Genomic DNA, 18092 nt, shown 5'->3' on the forward strand with positions numbered 1-18092 from the left:
GTTCCCGCCGCATCCGAGGACGCCCTCATGAGCCCGAGCCCGAGCATCAGCCCCGACACCCGGCCGACCGACAGCCCCGGCAGCGCCACCCCGCCCACGGACAGGGACACGGCCGCGAACACGACCACCACGGACACAGCCACGGACCCGACGCCCACCCCGGAGCCACCACCTACGCCGACCACCGGGCAGGCGCGGACCACCGCACCGCTCACCCCCAGCACCCTGCGGACCATCGTCCGCGTGCTGGCCGAGCGGCCCGAGGAGTGGATCCACCACGTCCGCCTCTCCACCGAGGAGCGCTGGTACCGCCGCCTGGCCGCCGACGAGGACCACGAGGTGTGGCTGATCAGCTGGCTGCCCGGCCAGTCCACCGGCTTCCACGACCACGGCGGCTCGCGCGGCGCGTTCACCGTCGCCCTCGGCGAGTTGGAGGAGCTGTCCCTCGGCGGGCCCGACCAGGGCCTGCTGATCCGCCGGGTCCCGGCCGGCACCGCCCGTGCCTTCGGCCCCGAGTACGTGCACGACGTGCGCAACACCGCCGTCGGCCCCGCCGTCACCCTGCACGCCTACTCGCCGCCGCTGAGTTCGATGGCGCACTACGACCTGCGGGCCGGCGGGCTCGTCCGCACCTCCGAGGAAGGACCGGAACAATGGTGACCACGATCGAGGACCTGGTGGAGCGGGCCCGGGAGGGCGTCCACCGCCCGCGTGCCCGCGATGCGTACCAGGCCCAGCTGGACGGCGCGCTGCTGGTGGACATCCGTCCGGCGGCGCAGCGGGCGGCCGAGGGGGAGATCCCCGGCTCGCTGATCATCGAGCGCAACGTGCTGGAGTGGCGGCTCGATCCGACGGGCAGTCACCGGATCCCCGAGGCCTCGGGCTACGACGTCGAGGTGATCGTGGTCTGCTCCGAGGGTTACGCCTCCAGCCTCGCCGCCGCCTCGCTGCGCGAACTGGGGCTGCACCGGGCGACCGACCTGGACGGCGGTTTCGTCGGCTGGGAGGCCGCCGGACTGCCGACCCGTCAGGGCGGCTGAGCCAGGGGCCGAACCGCGTGCCGGACGGTAAATCAGGGACAGGAGATGATGCAGGTCATAGTCTGATCAGAGTTTCCGCCGGTCCAAAGCTGGGCAGCCACGCGGGCGGAAGTACGCCCGGGCGCTTGAAACCGCCGCCACCGATCGACCCGACCGAACGACCGACCGACCCAGGCGCCGCCTCCCCGGGGCGCCCTGACGAGGAAACTCCACGTGATCAGATTCGACGGCGCCGGAAAGCGCCACCCCGACGGCACCATCGCAGTCGAGGGCCTGGACCTGGAGGTCCCGACCGGTCGGATAACCGTCCTGGTCGGACCGTCCGGCTGCGGGAAGACCACCCTGCTGCGCATGGTCAACCGGATGGTCGAGCCCACCTCGGGCCGGGTCCTGCTGGACGACACGGACGTCGCGAAACTGGAACCGGCCAAGCTGCGCCGTGGCATCGGGTACGTGATCCAGCAGGCCGGGCTCTTCCCGCACCGCAAGGTGATCGACAACATCGCCACCGTCCCCTACCTGCTCGGCTGGGACCGCAGGAAGGCCCGTGCCCGCGCCGCCGAACTGCTCGAACTGGTCGGGCTCGCGCCGGAGACCGCCAAGCGGTACCCGTTCCAGCTGTCCGGCGGCCAGCAGCAGCGGGTCGGCGTGGCGCGGGCGCTGGCCGCCGACCCGCCGGTGCTGCTGATGGACGAACCGTTCAGCGCCGTCGACCCGGTGGTGCGGGCCGGGCTCCAGGAGGAGCTGCTGCGGCTCCAGTCCGAGCTGCACAAGACGGTGCTGTTCGTCACCCACGACATCGAGGAGGCCGTCCGGCTCGGCGACCAGGTGGTGGTGCTGCGCGAGCACGGCCGGATCGCCCAGCTGGCCGACCCGCACACCCTGCTCACCACCCCCGCCGACGAGGGCGTGGCCGCCTTCCTCGGTCGCGACCGGGGCCTGCGCGGCCTCGCCCTGCGCCCCGCGAGCGCCGTCGAGATCCGCCCCGTGAGCGACGGACTCCGGTACGGGGGATGGGAGTTGGCCCTGGACGACGGGCGGCACCCGATCGGCTGGATCGACCGTGACGCCGTCACCGCCGAGCTGCACCCGGCGGCCGGATTCCGCCCGGACACCGACACCCTGCGCAGCGCGCTGGACGCTACCGTCCTCTCCCCCGCCGGAGCCGCGGTCGCGCTGGACGCCGACGGCCGGGCCACCGGCACCGCGAGCCGCGAGGCCGTCCTCGCGGCGCTGCGACCCGACGCCCCCGATTCGACGGCCGCCGACGCGCCCGTCCGCATCGGCAAGTCCCCGACCGCAGGAAGCCGATCGGACGACCCGGGCCGCGCGGGCGGCACGAGCGGCACGGACACGGCGGGCGGCACGGGCACCCCGGGCGGCACGGACACGGCGGACGGCACGGACGGAGCCGACGGTGGACGATGAACCGATCGTCCGCTGGTACTGGATCGGCGACCACGTCGGCTACCTCGGCCACCTGCTCGCCGACCACGCCGTGATCGCCCTCGTCCCCGTGCTCATCGGTCTGCTGCTGGCCGTCCCGCTCGGCCTGGCCTGCGCCCGATTCCCGCGGCTCTACCAGCCGCTGTCCGCCGTCTTCAACATCGTCTACGCGCTGCCCTCGCTGGCCGTGTTCGTGGTGCTGATCCCGTACACAGGGCTCGCCACCCAGGCGACCGTGATGATCCCGCTCACCTTCTACGCCCTCGCCGTCCTGCTGCCGACCACCGTGGACGGGCTGCGCGCCGTCCCGGACGCCGTCCGGCAGGCCGCCACCGCGATGGGGTACGGGCCGTGGCACCGGCTGACCTCGGTCGAGCTGCCCGCCGCCGTGCCGTACCTGATCGCCGGACTGCGGGTCGCCGCGGTGTCCAGCATCTCGCTGGCCAGCGTCGGCGCGCTGGTCGGGCGCGGCGGGCTCGGCTACCTGTTCATCGACGGCTTCCAGCGCACCTTCCCGACCCCGATCGTGGCCGGTATCGCGCTGATCGCCGTCCTGGCGCTGGCCGTCGACCTGGTGCTGGTGGCCGCCCGGCGGCTGCTCGCGCCCTGGGCGGTCCGGGAGAAGGGAGCGGGCTCGTGAACTGGCTGAACTGGCTGAGCGACTTCTTCACCGCCCCGGACCACCTCAGCGGGCCGGACTCGATCGTGCACCGGGTCTCCGAACACCTGCTGCTCTCCGGCGAGGCCCTGCTGTACGCGACGCTGCTCGCCGTCCCGCTCGGGCTGCTGATCGGCTACACCGGGCGCGGCGTCACCGTGGTGACCGCGCTCGCCGGCGCCGCCCGCGCGCTGCCCACCCTCGGCCTGGTGACGCTGGCCGTGCTGCTCGCCGGGGTCGGCGACACCGCGGTCCTGATCCCGCTGGTCGCCCTGGCCGCGCCGCCGCTGCTGGTGGCCGCCGTCGAGGGGGTTCGGGGCACCGACCCGGACGTCCGGGACGCCGCGCGCGGCATCGGGCTGACCCACCCGCAGGTACTGCGGCAGGTCTGCCTGCCCTCGGCCGCGCCGACCCTGCTTGCGGGCTTCCGCACCGCGACCGTGCAGGTGATCGCGACCGCCACGGTGGCCGCCTACGTCGGCCTGGGCGGGCTCGGCCGCTACGTCATCGACGGGCTGGCGACCCGCAAGTACGCCGTGACCGTGGGCGGTGCGCTGCTGGTGGTGCTGCTCGCGGTCGGCGCCCAGCTGTTCTTCGCCCTGCTCGCCCGGTTCGCGCTCCCGCCCGGGGTGCGCGCCCAGCAGCAGCCCCGCTGATCTCCTCCCCTCCTCTCTCTCGTCCCGGAAGGACATCTGTCACCATGTCGACAATCAACCGAAGCCGTCGCGCCGTCGTCCTCGGCACCCTCGCCGCGCTCGCCCTCGGCGCCACCGCCTGCGGTTCCTCGGGCGGCGGCGACCCGCTCGGCGGGGGTTCGAGCACCGCGGCCTCAACAGGCGGGTCGGGCGGCTCAGGGTCGACGGTGGTGGTCGGCTCGGCGAACTTCCCCGAGAACGTCCTGCTCGGCTCGATCTACTCGCAGGCGCTCAAGGCCAAGGGCATCAAGGTCGAGGAGAAGTTCAACATCGGCAGCCGCGAGGTGCTCTACGGACAGCTGCAGAGCGGGAACCTGACCGTCCTGCCGGAGTACAACGGCTCGCTGCTCGCCTACCTGGACGCCAACTCCACCGCCGTCACCACCCAGGACGTGAACGCGGCGCTCGCCAAGACGCTGCCCGCCTCGCTGGGCATCCTCGACTCCTCCCCGGCCGAGGACAAGGACTCGCTGAGCGTCACCCAGGAGACCGCCGACAAGGACGGTCTCAAGAGCATCGCCGACCTGGCCGCCAAGGCGGGCGAGTTCACCATCGGAGGGCCGCCGGAGTTCAAGAACCGCCGTGAGCAGCAGCTCAAGGACGTCTACGGGCTGACCTTCAAGGAGTGGAAGCCCACCGCCGACACCACCGCGAACGCGCTCAAGGACGGCAGTATCCAGGTCGGCAACGTGTTCACCACCGACCCGAAGATCGCCCAGTACAAGCTCGTCCCGCTGTCCGACCCGAAGAACATCTTCGGCGCGCAGAACGTCACCCCGCTGGTCAACAAGGCGGGCGTGAACGCGACCGCGACGGCGGCGCTCAACGCGGTGTCGGCCAAGCTCGACACCACCGGGCTGCTGGCGCTGATGAAGCGCGTGTCGACGGACAAGGAGGACCCGTCGGCGGTCGCCAAGGACTGGCTGAAGTCCAACGGCCTCGGCTGACGGTCGGACGGCCGGACGGCCGACCTGGCGCCCCTGCCGGTCCGGCGGTTTGAACGGCCTGCCGGCTCGACGGTTTGCCCGTCCGGTGGTTTGCCCGTCTGGCTGTCTGCCCGTCCGGTGGTTTGCCCGTCTGGCGGTCTGCCTGTCCGGTGGCCGGCGCGGGTTGCCGCCGACCGGCCGGGGGTCGTGAACGCGGCGGCCCGGAGGAGCTTCCTCCGGGCCACCGTCCGCCGTTGCGGAGCCCCCTCTCCGGCCTGCGGAGGGACCTTCCCTTCCATGCCGCGAACATGACAGTGTGGGCGCCATGCGCACTCGTCTCCTCGCCGCCACCCTCACGGCACTCGCCGCGGTGAGCCTCGCTGCCTGCTCCGGTTCCGGGTCGGGCTCCGGCAAGGCCACCGCCGCGGCCGGCTCCCCCACCGCCTCCGCCACCACTCCGGCCGCTTCCCCCACCGGCGCCGCCACCACACCCGAGGCGCCCGCGCCCGGGTCCGCCGCGCCCACGACCGACAGCACGGCCGCCCCCACGGCCACGGCCGACGGCACCGCCGGTGCGCCCGCACCCGACGCCGGCGCCTCGGGAGCCCCCGCACCGGCCAAGCCCGCCCCGCCCGCCGACGCCGGGCTGCCCGCCAAGCCGGGCACCGACCTGACGGCCAAGCTGGTCTCCGCGCTGGACGCGATCGATCCGGCGATCGTCGGAGGCAAACCCGAGCAGGCCGTGGACCGGGCGCGCAACCAGTGCCAGTCGATGTACCAGTTCCCCAAGGACAAGCAGAAGTTGGTCGAGCTGGCCGGCCAGCGCTTCACCTCCGCCGACCACCCGCAGGGGTTCGGACCTGACATCGCCGCGAAGATCAACGACGCACTGCTCGCCACGCTCTGCCCTCCGGCGCGCTGAGCCGGCGCGCTGAGCCGGCCCGCGGACCCGCGGGCCGGGCAGGGTCCGCGGGTTACGCAAGGTCCGCGAGTAACGCGGGGTCCGCACATTCGGAAGAACCGCATTTCCGCCGCTCCACGGGTTTCGCAGAACCGTGGATCCGCGCCACCATGAACCGCCCGGTGTCCTGAGCGCCGGGCCGCCGTGGCCGCGCCCCTTCCCGGGTGCGCGGCCACGGTCTTCTCGTTCCCGGCCCCTTCGGCGACCACCCCACCCGCTCTGGTCGCCCTTTCGCCCCCTTCGGCCGCGCGGACCGTATGCTGACGAACTGTTAGGTCTCTTGACAGACCAGTGGTCTAGTCCAAACATAAGCATGTCGATCCGACCGGGATGCACTGTGGGGGTGTGGCCACCGGCGGCTGAGGCACTGCCCTGCCATGTTCCGTTCCACCCCCGCTCCGTACGGCGCGCGCATGCGCACGCCGCCCGCATCCACGCGAGCCGGCGAGCACTCGCCCGCCCGCACGCTGGTGCTCCCGATATCCGACCCGGTCCAGGCACCACGCTGCCGACCCCACACTGCTGCGCCGCCCGGACCGATCGCACCTCCCCAACGTCCTGCCCCACCAAGTCTGTTGGAGATTTCATGCGCCTTCGCCGAACAGTCCAGGCCGTGTTGACGGCCTGCGCCACGCTGGTCGCCTCGGCCGGCCTGGTAGCCGCCGGGACGAGCTCCGCCCAGGCCGCCACCCCGCTCCCCAACCGGGTCTTCGCCCCCTACTTCGAGGCCTGGACCGGCCAGAGCCCGGCCCAGCTGGCCGCGCAGTCCGGCGCCAAGCACCTGACCATGGCGTTCCTCCAGACCGCCACCAAGGGCTCCTGCACGCCGTACTGGAACGGCGACTCCTCGATGCCGGTGTCCTCCGCGACCTTCGGCGCCGACATCGCGACCATCCGCGCCAACGGCGGGGACGTGATCCCGTCCTTCGGTGGCTACACCGCCGACAACACCGGCACCGAGCTGGCCGACAGCTGCACTGATGTCAACCAGATCGCGGCCGCCTTCGAGAACGTGATCACCACCTACGACGTCAGCCGGATCGACCTCGACATCGAGGACAACTCGCTGACCAACACGGGTGGGATCGACCGCCGCAACAAGGCGATCAAGCTCGTCCAGGACTGGGCCGTCACCAAGGGCCGGACCATCCAGTTCTCCTACACGCTGCCGACCACCACCTCCGGGCTGGCCGACAGCGGCCTCGCGGTGCTGCGCAACGCGGTCAGCAACAACGCGCGGATCGACGTCGTCAACATGATGACCTTCGACTACTACGACAACGCCACCCACGACATGGCGGCCGACACCCAGACCTCCGCGCAGGGTCTCTACAACCAGCTCGCCAGGCTGTACCCGTCCAAGACCCCCGCCCAGCTGTGGGGTTCGATCGGGATCACCGAGATGATCGGTGTCGACGACTTCGGCCCGGCCGAGACCTTCACCCTGGCCAACGCCACCACCGTGTACAACTGGGCGGTCGCCAAGGGCATCAACACGCTGTCCTTCTGGGCGCTCCAGCGTGACAACGGCGGCTGCCCGGGCACCAAGGGCAACGACAACTGCTCCGGGATCGCCCAGAACACCTGGGACTTCACCCACATCTTCGCGCCGTTCACCAGCGGCTCGACGGTGAGCAACGACTTCTCGATTTCGGCCAGCCCGAACTCCGGTACGGTAACCGCAGGTTCGTCCACCTCGGCGACCATCGCGACGGCCGTGACGGCGGGTTCGGCGCAGAGCGTCAACCTCACGGTCGGCGGCGCCCCTGCGGGCGTCACCGCGACCGTCACCCCGGGCAGCGTCACCGCCGGCAACAACGCCACGCTGAACATCAGCACCACCTCCGCGACGGCGCCCGGCAGTTACCCGATCACGATCACCGGTTCGGCGGCCTCCGGCAGCCACAGCAGCAGCTTCATCCTGACGGTCAACGGCACTCAGCCGAGCAACGACTTCTCGGTCGCCGTGAACCCGACCTCCGGTACGGTCACGGCCGGTTCGTCCATCTCCGCGGCCGTCACGACGGCCGTCACCGCGGGCTCGGCGCAGAACCTCAACTTCTCGATCATCACCGTCCCGATCGGCGGCCTCACCGCCACCGTCACCCCCGGCACCGTCACCGCCGGCAACAGCGCCACGCTGAACATCACCGCCGCCGCGAGCACGATGCCGGGCACCTACCCGCTGATCATCAACGCCACCGGCCCGTCCGGCAGCCACTCCGCGACCTACTCGGTGACCGTCACCGGGACCGGCCCGGCGACCACCGTGGTCAACGGTGACCTGGAGAGCGGCAGCCTGGCCCCGTGGACCTGCCAGAGCGGCGGCGGCCTGGCCTCCAGCCCGGCCCACTCCGGCACCCACTCGCTCCAGGCCGCGGCCACCGCGAGCCAGACCGGCGAGTGCGCGCAGACCGTCACCCTGAAGCCCAACACCAGCTACACCCTGAGCGGTTGGGTGCAGGGCAACTACGCGTACGTCGGCGTCAGCGGTGGTGCCACCGCCAGCGTCTGGGCCAACTCCTCCACCTGGACCAAGGTCTCCGTCCCCTTCACCACCGGCGCCAACGGCACCGTCACCGTGTACCTGCACGGCTGGTACGGGCAGGGCAACGTGTTCGGGGATGACTTCTCCATCGTCTGAGTCCGCTTCGGCTGACGAATAACGGGTGACAGCTGACAGATTTCAACATCTGTCAGCTGTCATCTGTTTTCTGTCCTCTGGTTTCTGTCCTCTGGTTTCTGTCCTCTGGTTTCTGTTCGTCGCTCGCCGCTCTCTGCTACCGCTCCGGTCGGCACAGCGCCAGGTACGCCACCGTCGCCAGCACCCCGCAGACCAGGACCACCAGCGCCAGCAGCACCGCCGACGGCTGCCCGCCAAGGCTGCTCAGCGGAGCGACCACCGCGCCGCACAGGAAGTTGCCCGTCCCGAGCAGCGCCGACGCCGTACCCGCCACCTGCGGCTCGACCAGGCCGAGCGCCTGCGCGGCGGTGTTCGGCAGGAGCACCCCCAGGCTGCCCATCATCACGAACAGCGGCGGGCAGAAGCCGGCCAGCCCGAAGTCCCACACCGTCGTCAGCAGCACCAGCGCCACCCCGGCGGCGACCGCCGCCGCGAGGCTGCCGAGCATCAGCGCCCGCTGGGTGAAGCGCGGCGCCAGCACCCGCCCGTTCAGCTGGGTCATCACCACGATCGCGAACGAGTTCAGCCCGAACAGCAGGCTGTAGGTCTGCGGCGAGACCTGGTACACGTGCTGGAGCACCGTCGACGACCCGCTGATGTAACCGAACAGCGCCCCGAAGGCGAGCGAGCTGGTCAGCGCCAGCCCGAGGAACGGCAGGTTGCGCAGCAACCGCCCCATCGTCCGCAGGGCCGCGCCCACTCCACCGCGGTCCCGGGTCTCCGGCGGCAGCGTCTCGCGCAGCACGCCGAACGCGACCAGGGTGAGCAGCAGTCCGAGCGCCGTGAGCACGCCGAAGGTGCCGCGCCACGAGGTGAACCGCATCAGCTGCGCACCGACGATCGGGGCGAGGATCGGCGCCAGCCCGGATATCAGGGCGATCGAGGCGAGGAAGCGCAGCAGCGCGACGCCCTGGAAGCGGTCCCGGGAGACGGCCCGCCCGATCACCAGCCCGGCGGACCCGGCCGCGCCCTGGACGAAGCGGGCGGCGATCAGCACCGTGAGGTTCGGCGCGAACACGCACACCACGCTGGCCAGGGTGTAGAGGACGAGCCCCACGAGCAGCGGCACGCGGCGCCCGAAACGGTCGCTGAGCGGTCCGAAGAGCAGCTGCCCGGCCGCGACCCCGAACATCGAGAAGGTCAGGGTGAGCTGGACGGCGGCCGGCTGGGCGACCAGGTCGTCGGCGATCGCGGGCAGGCCCGGGAGGTAGAGGTCCGTGGTGAGGGGGCCGAGCGCGGTGAGACCGCCGAGGGCGGCGATCACGGCCCAGCCGGGGCGGGCCTGGCCGGTGTCGGGTGCGGCGACGGATCCGGTGGCGGTTCCGGGGACGGACGGGGCGGGCAGGACGGACGGGGTGGCGGCGGCTGCGGTCGACGTGTCGTCGGTGGGGCCGACGGTCGGGCCGGGCATGGTTCTCCTTGCGGACAGGTGACGTGGGATTCGTTCGCGCTCCGTCCTATCGCAGCCCGGCCCGGTTCCGACAGCGGGGGTGGGCCCTGTTCGGCCACAGAGTGTGCCCGGATCGATCGCCCGCCGGCCGGTCCCTGCTCGGCTCGCCCACGACGACGGCCCGCCCGCACCTTCCGGTGCCCGGCGGGCCGTAGCGGTACCTGGCCAGAATCAATCAGGAACGGCCAGGGGTGATCAGAAATCGGTCAGCAGCAACCGGGGGCGCCGATGCCCGAGCGGTGCGCTCAGTGCTTGACGACGTGCTCGGCCCTTGGCGACGTGCTCAGTGCTTGACGACGTGCTCGGCGCGGAGCGCCGCCTGCACCGCCGCACCGTCCTGCCACGCGTAGAGCTGGTTGCCGTTCAGCGCGACGCTGTAGTGCCCGCAGGTGCCGCTGGCCTTGGTCGCGACGCCCTCGGGGAACCAGCCCGCCTTGAGCGATTCCGGCACCGGGTGCGTGCCCCGGCCCGGCTGCCCGGCGGTGCAGCCGACGGGCAGCCGCCCCTCCGGAAGGGTGGCGCGCAGCAGGCGGTCGTCGCCGGTGGTGGACATCAGGTACTTGACGCCGGAGGCGTTGTCGGGCAGCCAGGCCGGCATCGTGTGACGGTCGGCCTTGGCCTGGGTGCCGGTGTCATAGGCAGCCTGCTGCTGGTGGCGCTCGTCGTACCAGTCGGACACCCGCGGGCCGATGGCCACGGCCGCCACGGCCACGGCCATGCCGGTGCCGGCTACTCCCAGCGCGACCTTGCTCACGATGCCCTTCATGCCCGGCTGTCCTCTCCCGTGTCGTGACCGATGCGGCCGTTGCCTGTTGTTCCCGCTGCCGAGGGCCGTTCACGTCGTTCGGCTCTGCGCCACCGGCCCGGTCTGCGCGGTCCGCCGCCCGGTGTCACCATCGTGTCCCGGACGGACCCGTCGGATCGTCACCACTAGGTCGCGATCTCGGCTCCGACCCACGGGGTAGGTCCTCCACCTTCAGGCGTATGCCGTTCGGCAGAGGCCATGAGAACCGCGGGTTCCGGACCGCCGAGGCCCCGGGCACCTGCCGCTCCGGCACTCAGGGTGGCACCCCCGGGTCGAGCACGACCCGAGTCCCAGTCGAGCCTTGCTCAAGCCCGGCGCCGCCGCAGCCCGGCCTGCTGCACCCGGAGCACAGGCGGCCGGCCCCAGGGTCGGCCACTCTGACCCGGACCGCCCGGCTGGGACCGCCCAGGCCTGGAGCCCTTCGGGCTCAGACCTCCGCCGGTACCGGCCGCGCGACCGGGAACGGGCGGCCGTCGAGGGTCCAGTGCGGGTCGATCGGGCGCAGCAGCGAGGCGTACACCTGGGCGGCGACGTCCGGGTGGCGGATCTCGCCGGTGGGCGGGCCGGCCGGGATGCCGTGCCCGGCACAGGCGACCCAGGCCGTCAGCTCCTCGACCGTACGGCCGCCGTGACCGCCGACGTCCACGTGCCCGTGGTCGGTGACGACGATGACCGTCCACTGTTCCTCGGCGTGGGTCGCCCGGCCCCGGACGGCGTCGAGGAGGCGGCCGAGGCGCTCGTCGGCGGTCCGCATGGACGCGCGGTACTCGTCGCCGCAGCCCAGGAAGTGGGCGGTCTCGTCGACGGCGCCGAGGTAGACGAAGGAGGCCTCGGGGTCGGCGGTGCCGAGGACGTGGACGGCCTCCCGGGTGACCTCCTCGTCCACGGCCTCCCAGGCCTCGGGGGATTCCTCGGCGGGCGCCACGTAGGAGAGCCGGCCGGGGGCGCGGAACAGCGGGCCGCCGGACTCGTTGATCACCAGCGGGTCCCAGCCGGCCGCGACGAAGGTGCGGCGGCGGTCGCCCCGGTTGAGGCGGGTGGCGAAGTCGGGGAACACGTCGAGCCGGTTGCCGCCCAGGTGGTTGCCCCAGACCCCGTGCTTGGCGGGCTCGACCCCGGTCACGATGGTGGCCCAGCACGGCCCTGACATGGTGGGCGTGCCCTCCCCGACGGTGACCGGTACCAGGAACCCGGCCTCGGCGACCTCCTGGAGCCGGGGCATCGGCACCTGCGCCAGGTAGTCGTGGCGGACGCCGTCGATCCCGACGACGAGCACGCGGGGGCGGGGCCACTGGGCAGCGGACATGCTGGGGTTCCTTTCGGTCGTGCGCATCCGGCCGCACCCGCCGAGGGCGCCGCCGACCGCGCCATGCTTCACCGGCCGCCGTACGGATCGGCGTCACTCCGTCGAACCCCAGGTGGCCGCAAGGTGTCGGAAGGGCACCGTCCGACTGCCCGGTGGCCGCCCGCCCGCCCGCCCGCCCGCCGCCCGCCAACCGCCAACCGGCGACCCGCGACCCGCGACCGCCTCAAGCCACGCCGAACCGGTCAGGGCAGCGGGCGGAACTCGTGCACGACCTCGATGCGGCCGACGATGTGCCGGTTGAACTCGGCCAGTTCCCCGGCGGGCACCCAGAGTTCGAGGATCGTGCGGCCGCCCGCCCGCTGCACGGGGTAGCGGGCGAGGAAGGCGGTGTCGACCTTGAAGCGGGTGACGTAGCCGACGCCGGAGGCGGGCACGTTCCAGTCGCGGGCGATCCGGATCGCGTAGTCCTCGTTGAGGACGGGGTAGAAGATCGGCTGCTCGGGCAGACGGGGCGGCCAGGCGCGCCGGTCGGCGGCCTCGACCAGGGCCAGCTCCTCGGGGCCGGTGGGACGCCAGAGGGTGGTGGTCGGGGACGTGACCTGCGCGCTCGAAGGCGTGGCCTGCGGGGTCGGGCCGTTCATGGAAGGGACGGTAGCCGGGCCGCGACGGGCCCGGCCACCGGATATCCCGGCCCCGGGAGGTGCGGGCGGGCCCGTCAGTGGTAGGCGGACTCGCCGGTGATGGCCTCGCCGAGGACCAGGGTGTGGATCTCGCTGGTGCCCTCGTAGGTGAGCACCGACTCCAGGTTGTTGGCGTGCCGCAGCACCGGGTACTCGGTGGTGATGCCGTTGGCCCCGAGGACGGTCCGGGCGCTGCGGGCGATCTCCAGTGCGGTGCGGACGTTGTTGAGCTTGCCGAAGCTGATGTGCGGCGGGCGGGCCGCGCCCTGCTCCTTCAGCCGGCCGATCCGCAGGGCGACCAGGTAGGCCTTCTCCACCTCCAGCATCATCTCGACCAGCTTCTGCTGGGTCAGCTGGAAGCCCGCGATCGGGCGGTCGAACTGGATCCGGCTCTTCGCGTAGTCCAGGGCGGTGGTGTAGCAGTCGCGGCCGGCGCCGACGGTGCCCCAGAGGATGCCGTAACGGGCCTCGTTGAGGGAGGAGAGCGGTCCGCGCAGGCCGACCACCCCGGGCAGCACCGCGTCGGCGGGCAACACCACGTCGTCGAAGGCCAGTTCGCTGGTGACCGAGGCGCGCAGCGACAGCTTGCCGTGCACGTCGGTGGCGGTCAGGCCGCGGGTGCCGCGCTCCACCAGGAAGCCGCGCACCCCCTCCTCGGTCTGTGCCCAGACCACGGCGACATCGGCGATGCTGCCGTTGGTGATCCACATCTTGCTGCCGGACAGCACCCAGTCACCGCCCTCGCCACCCTTGCGCACCGCCCGGGTGCGCATGTTGGCCGGGTCGGAGCCGAAGTCCGGTTCGGTGAGGCCGAAGCAGCCGATCAGCTCGCCGGCGGCCATGCCGGGCAGCCAGCGCTGCTTCTGTTCCTCCGAGCCGAAGGCGTGGATCGACCGCATGGCGAGCGAACCCTGGACGGAGACGAAGCTGCGCAGCCCGGAGTCGGCCGCCTCCAGCTCCATGCAGGCCACCCCGTACGCCACCGCGTCGGCGCCCGCACAGCCGTAGCCGTCGAGGTGCATGCCGAGGACGCCGAGTGCGCCGAGTTCGGGGGCGAGTTCGCGGGCCGGGAAGACCCCGCGTTCGAACCAGTCGCCGATGTGCGGGCGGATCCGCTCCTCGGTGAACCGGCGGACGGTGTCGCGGATCAGCCGTTCCTCGTCGGAGAGGAGGTCTCCGACGGCGAGCAGGTCGGACGGGTCGATCCGGGTCGGCTTCGTCATCGAAGCTCCTTGTACTCTCGGCGGGATACCGGCGAGTATCGCGCACCCGACCGGGCGGTGGACGGGCTCGAACGAGTGAGGATGGCGACACGTCCGACGGCGCGTCACGTAGTCGCCGCGGCGACGGCGAACAGATGACAGCCGACGGATCACAGAGAACGGACGACGGATAACAGATGACAGCTGACAGATTTCAAACTCTGTCAGCTGTCACCCCACTCCACAGAGCCGCAGCACCGCTGTCGTCGCCGCGCCGGCGACGACCACCACCGGGAACGGCGCCCGGCGCAGGGCGAGCACTCCCGCAACCAGCACGCCCGCCGGACGGGCCCACCCCGCGAAGCCGTGCCCCTGGGTGAGCGCACCGGTCACGACCAGGGCCACCAGCAGGACCGCGGCCGCGACGGCCAGCAGGTGCCGCAGCCGCTCCGAGAGAGCGAGCCGGCCGCCGAGCAGCGGCCCCGCGAGCCGGAAGGCGTACGTTCCGGCCGCGAACAGCAGGATCGCGTACAACGGCATCATCGGACCGCCTCCTTCTCCCGGCACTCCATGCTTCGTCCGTCAGCCGTCTTCCGCTTGCCCGCCGTCTTCCGTTCGCCCGCGGCCTCCCGCGCCTTCTCCCCCGCGGCCTCCCCCGCCGCGGGCCGCCCCACGAACAGCAGCCCGACGAGGGCGAGCAGCACCGGCACTCCGACCGGGACGAACGGCGTGGCCGCGACCGCGACCACCGCGCCCGCCACCGCCGCCGTACGGGTCCCACGGTCCGCGAGTGAGGGCAGCACGAGCGCGAGCAGCACCGTGGGGAAGGCCGCATCCAGGCCCAGCGCGTCCGTGTCGCCGATCAGCCCGCCCGCGACCGCGCCGAGCAGCACCGAGAGGTTCCAGATCAGGAACAACGCGATCCCGCAGAGCCAGTAGGCGGCCCGACGCCGGGCCGGTTCGTTCTGCTGCAAGGTGAAGGCCGCGGTTTCGTCGGTGAGCAGGTGCGCACCCAGAAGCCGGCGCCACCACGGGCCGCCGAGCACGTCGGCCACGGCGAAGCCGAAAGGCAGCAGTCGGGCGTTGAGCACCAGTCCGGTGGCGACCGCGGCGAGGGCGCCGCCGCCGGACAGCACCACGCCGACCGCCGCGAACTGGGAGCCGCCGGCGAACACCAGGACGGAGAGCGCGATCGGCACCCAGAGCGGCAGACCGCCGGAGACGCCGATCGCACCGAAGGAGGCGCCGACGAGGGCGTCGGCAAGGCAGACCAGAGCGATGTCACGGATGGTGGCATGTTCCAGTGTTCGGAGAAGCGAACGCATGTTCATTAGAGTGAACCGACCCAGCGCGTTCGTCAAGGCGAACACGTAGACCGATCAAGCGAACGGCATCGGCGGGTCGACCATGGCAGCATGAACGGCAGCAACTGCGACGGAAGCCATGGAAGGGGCCAGGAGAAAGCGTGAGTGGCGAGCATGAGTGACCAGACCACCCCGGCCACGAGCCCCAATGGCAGCGGTCACAGCAACGACAGCGGCACCGGGACTGGCACCGAGCTGATCGGCCTGATCGCCACCTCGATCCGGCGTGAGCGCGAGCGCAGCGGGCTGTCCATGGCCGAGCTGGCGCGGCGCGCGGGCATCGCCAAGTCCACGCTCTCCCAACTGGAGTCGGGCGCGGGCAACCCCAGCGTGGAGACGCTCTGGGCGCTCGGGGTCGCACTGAACGTGCCGTTCAGCCGGCTGGTCGACCCGCCACGCCCGGCGGTCAGGGTGGTCCGGGCCGGCGAGGGTCCGGTGACCCACTCCGAGCACGCCGAATACGCCGCCACCGCGCTCTCCTCCTGCCCGCCGAACGCCCGGCGCGACATCTACCGGATCGAGGCGCAGCCGGGCGAGGCCAGGGCCTCCGATCCGCACATGCCCGGCACCGTCGAGCACGTGTTGATCGGCGCCGGGCGGGCACTGGTCGGGCCGACCGAGGCGCCGGTCGAGCTGGGCCCGGGTGACTACGTGAGCTACCCGGGCGACGCCCCGCATGTGTTCCGCGCCCTGGCTCCGGACACCCTCGCGGTGATCGTGATGGAGCACATCTGACACTTCGTCAGGTAGGTGCGGTTACTTCAACAGCCCGTCCAGGAAGGGGTTTCCGAACACCCGGTGCGGGTCGTGGTGGTCCAGGACGGCGACCGCCTCGTCCCAGCCGGGCCCGCCGCCGGCCCGCAGGCTGTCGGGGATGACCCGGTCGAGCAGATCCTGATCGGACCAGGCGGCGTCGGCGGTGTAGGCCCACCCCTTGGACCACTCGACCCGCAGCCCCGCCCGGGTGCCGTCGAAGGTGCGCAGCAGCCACTGCTCCAACTCCCGGGCGAAGCGCTCCAGTCCGGGGGTGCCGGGGAAGGCGAGGACGTCCAGCCAGACCGCCGTGTCCCACTCGGGGCGGTCCGCGTGCGGGCGCAGCGCCGAGAGCAGCGGGGGCCGGGCGCCGGGAACGCCGGAGGAGGCGGGGTCGTCCAGGCCGGTGGCCCGGATCTCCACCGCGCCGTTCACCGGGAACTCGCCCCTGGCCTGGTAGGCGGCGAGCAACTCCCGGTAGTAGGCGGCGAATTCGCTCACCACCCACTGGAGATCGGCGCGCCTGGTGAGGATCGCGTAGCCGTTGGCGGTGACCCGCAGGGTGGTCGGGCGGACGTACTGGAGCAGGGTGCGCGAGGGGCCCCAGAGATCGGAACGCAGTCCGCCCGCCAGCAGGTGGGTGAGCACCTCACCGCTGAGCAGTCGGCGGAGCAGCCCGCCGGAGAGCAGCACCTCCGTGATGTCCCCGGTGAGGCTCACCTTCGCGACCAGGTACTGGAGTTGGCCGAACAGTGGGGCCGACGCCCAGGCCCCGGTGACGATCTCGCCGGCGAGCCGGGCGACCGGTTCCGGAATGCTGTCCGAGAAGGGGTAGTTGTACGGGTGGTCGACGGCGAGTGAGGCGAACGGCTTGTTCGGGGTGACGCTCCAGGTCTTGAGCCAGGGGTAGTCGGTGTAGGCGAACCAGATCGCCTCGGCCCGGCCGTCGCGTTCCACGAAGTCGGCGAAGGTGCGCGGGCCGCCCCCGCCGCCGAGGACACCGCCCAGCACTCCCCCGAGCACTCCGCCGAGCCCGCCGTCCGTACCGGCTCCCGCACCGGCACCGGCACCCGTGCCACCGCCCGTGCCGCTGCCGGAGCCGCTGCCCGGGCGAGCGAAGAGGTCGCTAGCCGGGATGTCGAGCCGGCTGACGCAGCGCAGCGGCCGGTCGGCGCCGGCCCTCAGCACCACCTCGGTGAGGAAGGCGCGGCCCAGGTGCACCAGGAAGGCGGCGCTGTCGGCCTCGGAGCGGTCGAAGCCGCGCAGCGTGTAGCGGCCGGTGGCCGGGTCGAGGACGACGGCGGTGAGCCGGACGACCTGGTTGCTGACCGACCCGTAGCCGTGCCCCTCCGGCCGCACCTCACCGGCGGCCGGCACGGCGGTGCCGTGGCCTCCGATGGCGAGCACCCCGCCCACGGTGATCTCGCCGGGAGCCGGGCAGGCGGTCAGGCCGAGGCCGCGGCCCGCCAGGTGTGCGAGCAGCGCCTCCATGGTGGCGCCGGTCTGCACCCGGACGGTGCCGGGCGAGTCGGCGCTGATGGCGGTGAGGTGGCGACTGGTGTCCAGCAGCAGGACCCGGGCGCTCTCCCTGGTCCCGGCCGCGACGGTGAGCGGCGCCCAGGTGTGCCGGTAGCCGGAGGCGCGCAGCCGCCAGCCGTTGGCGTGCGCCCAGTCGGCGAGGGCCGGGACCTCCTCGGGAGTGCGGGGCGCGCAGGTCCACAGCTGGTCGGTGCGGATCTCGCCGGACCAGTTCTGGAAGACCCGCTGGTACAGCTCGGTGCCGGCGGGTAGCGCGGGCGGTACGGGCGTGGCGGCCTCAACGCTGTCGGGACCGATGGTGCCGCGCAACAGCCAGGCCGCACCGCCGAGCGCCGCCGACGCGCCCAGCAGCTGGCGCCGGGTGAGGCCTCCGGGAGTGTTCGTGGCGGCCTCGGCGCCGGTGACGCCGGTGACGCCAGTGAACGCGGGCGCGTCAACGGAGGCATTCGTCGGAATCATCCCCTCCGATATCGCCCCGTCGCCCGCTCCGCTCGTCGGCCCGTGTCCTGTGGTCATCGTCCGTCCGCCCCTCGCACTGGTCCCCCCGGGCCGAACTGCGGCACTCCGGGTCCGGCCGGAGTCGG

Annotated in this window: 17 protein-coding genes; 9 read left to right on the forward strand and 8 right to left on the reverse strand. The window is 72.4% G+C overall.

The genetic code is table 11. The features are described from left to right. Positions 1–27: 27 nt before the first annotated feature. The 8 genes from ACZ7C5_RS04890 to ACZ7C5_RS04925 all read left to right on the forward strand — a co-directional run bounded on the left by ACZ7C5_RS04890 (position 28) and on the right by ACZ7C5_RS04925 (position 8370). Entirely contained in the window at positions 28–660 is a 633-nt protein-coding gene (locus ACZ7C5_RS04890; RefSeq protein ID WP_470321982.1) for a cysteine dioxygenase, read from the forward strand. Then, a complete protein-coding gene (locus ACZ7C5_RS04895; RefSeq protein ID WP_401084644.1) occupies positions 654–1040 on the forward strand; it encodes a rhodanese-like domain-containing protein in 387 nt (128 codons plus the stop codon). The genes ACZ7C5_RS04890 and ACZ7C5_RS04895 overlap by 7 nt, the downstream gene beginning before the upstream one ends. Positions 1041–1253: 213 nt before the next feature. Next, the gene (locus ACZ7C5_RS04900; protein ID WP_401084647.1) at positions 1254–2468 is read left to right on the forward strand and encodes an ABC transporter ATP-binding protein; all 1215 of its coding nucleotides are present in this window, start codon (positions 1254–1256) and stop codon (positions 2466–2468) included. After that, positions 2458–3126 (forward strand): ABC transporter permease, encoded by a 669-nt coding sequence (locus tag ACZ7C5_RS04905; protein ID WP_188300696.1) that lies wholly within the window; start codon positions 2458–2460, stop codon positions 3124–3126. Before ACZ7C5_RS04900 ends, ACZ7C5_RS04905 begins: the two co-directional genes overlap by 11 nt. After that, on the forward strand, positions 3123–3800 hold the full coding sequence (locus tag ACZ7C5_RS04910; RefSeq protein ID WP_401084650.1) for an ABC transporter permease: 678 nt from the start codon (positions 3123–3125) through the stop codon (positions 3798–3800). The genes ACZ7C5_RS04905 and ACZ7C5_RS04910 overlap by 4 nt, the downstream gene beginning before the upstream one ends. A gap of 44 nt (positions 3801–3844) precedes the next feature. After that, positions 3845–4786 (forward strand): ABC transporter substrate-binding protein, encoded by a 942-nt coding sequence (locus ACZ7C5_RS04915; protein ID WP_401084653.1) that lies wholly within the window; start codon positions 3845–3847, stop codon positions 4784–4786. A 304-nt stretch (positions 4787–5090) separates the two neighbouring features. Then, positions 5091–5687, forward strand: a complete 597-nt coding sequence (locus ACZ7C5_RS04920) for a hypothetical protein (RefSeq protein WP_470321983.1) — start codon at positions 5091–5093, stop codon at positions 5685–5687. A 625-nt stretch (positions 5688–6312) separates the two neighbouring features. Next, positions 6313–8370 carry a glycosyl hydrolase family 18 protein gene (locus ACZ7C5_RS04925; RefSeq protein ID WP_470321984.1) on the forward strand — a complete coding sequence of 686 codons (2058 nt, stop codon included), beginning with the start codon at positions 6313–6315 and terminating at the stop codon, positions 8368–8370. 136 nt (positions 8371–8506) lie between these two features. Here ACZ7C5_RS04925 and ACZ7C5_RS04930 read toward each other — a convergent pair whose 3' ends face one another. The 7 genes from ACZ7C5_RS04930 to ACZ7C5_RS04960 form a co-directional block, all read right to left on the reverse strand. Continuing rightward, positions 8507–9820 carry a multidrug effflux MFS transporter gene (locus ACZ7C5_RS04930; RefSeq protein ID WP_401084661.1) on the reverse strand — a complete coding sequence of 438 codons (1314 nt, stop codon included), beginning with the start codon at positions 9818–9820 and terminating at the stop codon, positions 8507–8509. A gap of 322 nt (positions 9821–10142) precedes the next feature. Continuing rightward, on the reverse strand, positions 10143–10625 hold the full coding sequence (locus ACZ7C5_RS04935) for a hypothetical protein (RefSeq protein WP_470321985.1): 483 nt from the start codon (positions 10623–10625) through the stop codon (positions 10143–10145). A gap of 466 nt (positions 10626–11091) precedes the next feature. Then, a complete protein-coding gene (locus ACZ7C5_RS04940; protein WP_401084665.1) occupies positions 11092–11970 on the reverse strand; it encodes an alkaline phosphatase family protein in 879 nt (292 codons plus the stop codon). A 242-nt stretch (positions 11971–12212) separates the two neighbouring features. Continuing rightward, positions 12213–12611, reverse strand: a complete 399-nt coding sequence (locus ACZ7C5_RS04945) for an ADP-ribosylation/crystallin J1 (protein WP_401084668.1) — start codon at positions 12609–12611, stop codon at positions 12213–12215. Positions 12612–12685: 74 nt separating this feature from the next. Beyond that, positions 12686–13873: an acyl-CoA dehydrogenase family protein gene (locus ACZ7C5_RS04950; RefSeq protein ID WP_470321986.1), complete on the reverse strand. Its 1188-nt coding sequence runs from the start codon at positions 13871–13873 to the stop codon at positions 12686–12688. Positions 13874–14083: 210 nt separating this feature from the next. Further along, positions 14084–14392, reverse strand: a complete 309-nt coding sequence (locus tag ACZ7C5_RS04955; RefSeq protein ID WP_401085281.1) for an AzlD domain-containing protein — start codon at positions 14390–14392, stop codon at positions 14084–14086. Then, positions 14392–15177: an AzlC family ABC transporter permease gene (locus tag ACZ7C5_RS04960; protein ID WP_470321987.1), complete on the reverse strand. Its 786-nt coding sequence runs from the start codon at positions 15175–15177 to the stop codon at positions 14392–14394. The genes ACZ7C5_RS04955 and ACZ7C5_RS04960 overlap by 1 nt, the downstream gene beginning before the upstream one ends. Positions 15178–15330: 153 nt before the next feature. Here ACZ7C5_RS04960 and ACZ7C5_RS04965 point away from each other — a divergent pair, with 153 nt between their 5' ends. Then, complete coding sequence (locus tag ACZ7C5_RS04965; RefSeq protein WP_470322098.1) at positions 15331–15951, forward strand: helix-turn-helix domain-containing protein; 621 nt, start codon at positions 15331–15333, stop codon at positions 15949–15951. Positions 15952–15972: 21 nt separating this feature from the next. Here ACZ7C5_RS04965 and ACZ7C5_RS04970 read toward each other — a convergent pair whose 3' ends face one another. Beyond that, positions 15973–17967: a cholesterol oxidase substrate-binding domain-containing protein gene (locus tag ACZ7C5_RS04970; protein WP_470321988.1), complete on the reverse strand. Its 1995-nt coding sequence runs from the start codon at positions 17965–17967 to the stop codon at positions 15973–15975. Between the last annotated feature and the right edge of the window lie 125 nt (positions 17968–18092).

The sequence above is a fragment of the Kitasatospora sp. NPDC036993 genome (assembly GCF_055607525.1).